This window comes from Dehalococcoidales bacterium (genome assembly GCA_028717385.1).
Classification (GTDB): Bacteria; Chloroflexota; Dehalococcoidia; order Dehalococcoidales; family CSSed11-197; genus CSSed11-197.
The window spans coordinates 1-4,959 of the sequence record JAQUNW010000049.1; the positions used below are offsets into that span (position 1 = coordinate 1).

The window sequence follows — 4,959 nt, forward strand, 5'->3', positions numbered from 1 at the left end:
CCAAGACGAGCCATTGGGTACCGCAGATGCCATATTTAGAGTCAAGTCAATGGTTGAAGAACATTTTCTGGTTTTAAATGGCGATACACTGTATCGACCGCAGGATATTTCCGGGCTTTTAGCCATTTCAACTCCAGCAATGGGAGTTATTCAGGTAGCCGATGCTCGGAATATGGGTGTTGTTACCACGCGGGATAATTGGGTAAGCAGTATTGTGGAGAAAGTCGTTCCACCGCCCACAAATATTGCCAATGCCGGGATTTATTTGTTTAACAGGGAAATCTTTTCAGCGATTACCAGCCTGGAGAAATCTCCGAGGGGAGAGTACGAAATCCCGGGAGCAATACAAGCCCTGATTGATAGCGGAACGAGCTTTGGCTGGTATGAGTTGTCAGACTGGCTTACCTTTTCCGATCCCTGGGATTTATTAAACGGGGGAGATTGGGTATATGAACCTTCAGCCATGGAAATCCTTGGTACAATCGAACAAGGAGCGGTGATAAAAGACAACGTCGGTGTTGGAAAAGGCACTGTTATACGCTCCGGTAGCTATATATGTGGGCCGGTTATTATCGGAAACAATTGTGACATTGGGCCGAATTGTTTTGTGCGGGCTTCCACCTCAATAGGCGATAGCTGTCATATCGGCGCTTCGGTAGAAATCAAGAACTCGATTATTATGGCGGGTACTAGAGTGCCACATCTAACTTATATCGGGGATAGCGTCATCGGTGAAGGATGTAATTTTGGTTCTGGTACCCAAATTGCTAATTTAAGGTTTGATAATATGAATGTAAAAGCTGCCGGTATTGACTCTGGCAGGAGGAAGCTGGGGGCAGTCATAGGGGATCGTGTTTCTACCGGGATCAATGTCAGTATTGATGCAGGTACAGTGATAGGATCTGATGCGCGGATTGGGCCTGGAGTGTTTGTCCGAGGGGCTATTGAGCCAGGAAGCCGTATATTTCGAAACCAGCAATAATTGGTTGATCAGATGTGTGGATAATTAAATCCAAGACAAATTTAATTCTCGAGCACCCATAAAAATTTGTCACCCTTGAGCGTAGCGAAGGATCTCACACAAGTTGTGCCCGTACTTACGGAAAATAAAAAAACTAAATCTCGAGCCACGAATCCGAATAAAGTACGTCTCCCGAAAGCACCCGGTAAGTCTTGTAATATTCCATCTGTTTATCATCAAGCCTTGCAGGATCCACTTCTTCGCCTTCCATCAAGCGGTGCACAAGATCAACAACCGAGCTGAGTTGCCCTCGGGCAATTTGCACCAGTTCTGTATCGAGCGTATCGCAGATAGCGGCATATAACCCATACTTGATTAACATAGCCAGGAAGGTTCGGTTGAAATACCCTCTGAGGTGTGAAGGCACTCCGCTTGATATGTTGGAAAGACCCACAATTGAGCGGCACCCCGGAGCAATTTCCGAAAGCATGCTCATGCATTCCAGGCAAGATTTTACCTGAAAAATATCCACTGTAACCGGTGTGGCAATTGGATCAATCCAAATCCTTTCAGGTGGGATGCCTGCTTCTCCTGCCTGGTAAACCAGGTCAACTGCCAGCATGCAGCGCTCATTAGCATCGCGTGGCATTCCTTCTGTTCCCCAAAGCAGGCCAATTATGTCTACATTATATTTGTTAGCCAGCGGGAGTAGTTTTTCCAACCTCTCCGGTTGAAGTGAAACCGAATTGATGAGTGCCGGTTTAGAGGCAGCCTGTAATCCGGCTTCAATAGCATCGGCGTTGGTGGTATCCAGCGCTAGAGATAAAGGACTGACCTCTTCAACAGTTTTTACCAGCCAATCCATGAGTTCGGCTCCTTCTTTGCGAGATGGTCCGATATTTAAATCCAGCATGTCGGCTCCGGATTTAGTTAAAGCGACTGTAAGTTCTTTAACTGGTTTATCGTTGCGCTCCCTGAAGGCTGTACCAATGCTCCTGGAAACAGTATTTATATTTTCAGCAACTAATATCATTTTCCTGCCCCCCAGTTTTTCAGATATGTCGGAAGATGGGAAGCCTCTCTGGGGCCAATTAATATTTCCCATCCCTCTAACTCTTCTTCTAGCCCGGTACTTTCAAAATCTACATAGCCCGGGATTATCAGTTTTCGGTGGGCAATTTTTTCTTCGATGCCGCTTTTCTTGACGAATTGGCTGATGTTGTCAGCGCTGAACTTACCAGCTGCCCAGGCGGTCATGATGCTTAGCCCTTCAGTATTTTTCACCAACAGATAGGCTGGGACGCGGCTGCTTTCTATTTCTCCGGTAAGCAAGAAATAAGTCAAAGAGAAATTACTGGTGAGTAATACTGGAGAATTTTCATCTGGGCTGCCGATCTCGTAAATGCCCTCTTTAGTAGCCAGTGGGCGCTGTGGATCGGTGAAGATATTCATTCTTTCCACTAATAGTGTAAATAGTGATTCGGCTTGGATTTCGTTTAGAACTACCAACCCTGCATATTTGGCAATCAGGATAGAAGCATACAGAGTTTCTTTTAAAGGTGTATCGCTCATCTCCCCGGGGAATACAATGGTAGGGAAACCAAGTGGGCGATACTTGTTGATTAACGCAGAGCGCCGAATAGCTATCTGGTCATTAAATGCCTGCTTGATTGTTCGAGCGCCGGAATCCAGCACCAATTCCTTGAATCCTCCAGCAGTTATCCGCTCAGCCAGTTCTGCAAGCTTTTCCAGATTTTCAGCCTTGATGGCAAGAGGGCAGGCGTATTTTTTAGCAAGTTCAAGCATTGTATCAGCATTATTTTTGTTTGCCGCATAGATTAAAGGTCGGTTGGGCGCTGATACTTGCAGTGCTTTTTCTAATACCCCTGGTTCAGAGCATATAAGGATTAAAGCTGCATCGGTTTTATTGATTACACTTTCAACTACTGAGGTGTATTTTTCTGCATCCCCGGAATCGTATCTTATTGCCAGCATTTCGGCCTTGAGTTTGTTGCCTGCCCGCTCATAATGAAGCGATTCAAACTGTTCAAATTGTTTATTGATTCTTGATTCATCCATTGAATCGCTGATGGTGAACGCTATCGGGGGAGGGTTCTCAAAGCGTTTTTCGTGCCTGAACATTACCGTCTCCCCGCCGGTTTTCACCATGCGCTCTCCGGCACCGATGATTATTGCTCTTATCGGTGGGGCGGAAGCTTCTTCCAGTTTTATTCTGACTTCACTGCTGAGATGAGGGCACTTATCAAGCTCCGATTTTCCTGCAGCAATGCTCATGGCAAACGCTAAACATGTTGGCACACCGCAATCTCCGCAGTTAGTTTTCGGGAGCAGTTTGAATATTTCGATACCGGAAAGGGCCATACAATATTCTCCTTAATAAGCTAATCAGGTTAATTAGCAAGTTCGCCGATTATTTCTTTTACCAGCGCGATTGCTTTCGGGTGGCGCATTATCATTACATCTCCACCTGCAAGCAAGAGTATCATCGCCGAAACCGCTTCCAGCAGAATTCCGCGAGTTTCCTCATTGCCCAATTCAGGGGCATCAATAGCGGGAATCTTAGCCTCTTTAGTTTTCCATACTTCGCGCGCCACATTACATATTATTGGCATCTGCAATTTATCATCTTGCTGGGTAAGGGCGGCAATACGAATACGCTCCATTACAGAATAACAATACTCAATCCCGTACCCAACGCTGCTAACGGTGGGGTCAATCAATATATCACTGGGCGAAATTCCCGTATTGGCAAGCAGGATATTCAGCTGTTTGGCCAAGTTGATGTCAATAGGCGAAGAGGCGATTATCAGATGGTTGTTATGGATTGCCGCTTCCGCAACAGTTTTATAATTCTTCTCTTCAACAGGACCGAGAGCGAGTCTTTTCCCGGAGCACTTTTCAGCTATTCTGGCTAGTACCCGTTTATCCTTTTCCGGGTTGGCTGTTCCCCAAACTATTAGAGGTACATCGATAGCTTCAGCAACGCTTAAAGTGATCTGCGCGGCTTCTTCCGGGTCCCTGTCGAGCCCATTGGGATCAGTAGCTTCCAATTGCAGACAAACTATTTCAGCGCCGTATTCCTTTACACATTTTTGTGCCCAGCGGGGGGGATTCCCAAAAACATCCTTAAACGGTTTAATAGCTGCCGCTGGCCAGCCATCAGGTTGGCAATCGTAAATCTCCATGGCTATTTTGGGCAGGTTGGGCATGATTCCTTCAAACAGGTGGAAAGGATAACAAGTTTGCCCTCCAACCCGGACCATGGTTTTACCATGTCCGATTCCGGCATCCCTGACTTTTCCGTTATATTTTATAGCGGGAGTTTCAAATGGCATTTCACGCTCCTTTTAACTGGTTGAGAATATGCAATTTCCAAGCTTTTGTTCAGGGTAAAACCTTATGGTTTTAAACCGATGGACAGCTTAGCAGCTTTTACGGTATTTGCCATCAGCATGGCAATTGTCATTGGGCCTACTCCCCCTGGCGATGGAGTAATAGCGCCGGCTTTCTGGCTGACTTCTTCAAAGGCTACATCCCCTGTGAGTTTGGCCTTTCCGTTTATTGTCGTCCCAATTCTATTAGTGCCGACATCTATGACTGTTGCTCCTTCTTTAACCATATCAGCTGTTATAAAACCGGGAATACCAATGGCAACAATCAGTATATCAGCTTGAAGAGTATAGTCTCGAATATTGGGAGTGCGGCTATGACATATAGTAACAGTGGCATTGGCGAACGGATTTTTCTGCACAAGTATATTGGCAATTGGCTTTCCAACGATGTTACTGCGCCCAACCACAACAACGTGCTTGCCTTCGGTTTCTATATTACTCCTGATCAATAGTTGCTGTATCCCGGCCGGGGTGCAGGATAAAAACGTATCTTCCCCGATAACCATTTTCCCAAGGCTGTAGGGGTGGAAGCCATCAACATCCTTTTTGGGATCTATCGCCAGCAGGATTTCGGTTTCATTAATA

Annotated in this window: 5 protein-coding genes; 1 reads left to right on the forward strand and 4 read right to left on the reverse strand. The window is 45.9% G+C overall.

Going from position 1 to position 4,959, the window contains the following annotated elements:
- Positions 1-982, forward strand: a 982-nt coding sequence (locus PHX29_06975) for a sugar phosphate nucleotidyltransferase (protein ID MDD5605625.1), incomplete at its 5' end; no start/stop codon positions are given.
- 133 nt (positions 983-1,115) lie between these two features.
- Here PHX29_06975 and PHX29_06980 read toward each other — a convergent pair.
- From PHX29_06980 to PHX29_06995, 4 genes are all read right to left on the reverse strand, one after another.
- Complete coding sequence (locus tag PHX29_06980; protein MDD5605626.1) at positions 1,116-1,994, reverse strand: dihydropteroate synthase; 879 nt, start codon at positions 1,992-1,994, stop codon at positions 1,116-1,118.
- Complete coding sequence (gene acsC, locus PHX29_06985) at positions 1,991-3,343, reverse strand: acetyl-CoA decarbonylase/synthase complex subunit gamma (protein MDD5605627.1); 1,353 nt, start codon at positions 3,341-3,343, stop codon at positions 1,991-1,993. Before acsC ends, PHX29_06980 begins: the two co-directional genes overlap by 4 nt.
- Positions 3,344-3,372: 29 nt before the next feature.
- A complete protein-coding gene (locus tag PHX29_06990; GenBank protein ID MDD5605628.1) occupies positions 3,373-4,317 on the reverse strand; it encodes an acetyl-CoA decarbonylase/synthase complex subunit delta in 945 nt (314 codons plus the stop codon).
- 62 nt (positions 4,318-4,379) lie between these two features.
- Positions 4,380-4,959, reverse strand: a 580-nt coding sequence (locus PHX29_06995; protein ID MDD5605629.1) for a bifunctional 5,10-methylene-tetrahydrofolate dehydrogenase/5,10-methylene-tetrahydrofolate cyclohydrolase, incomplete at its 5' end; no start/stop codon positions are given.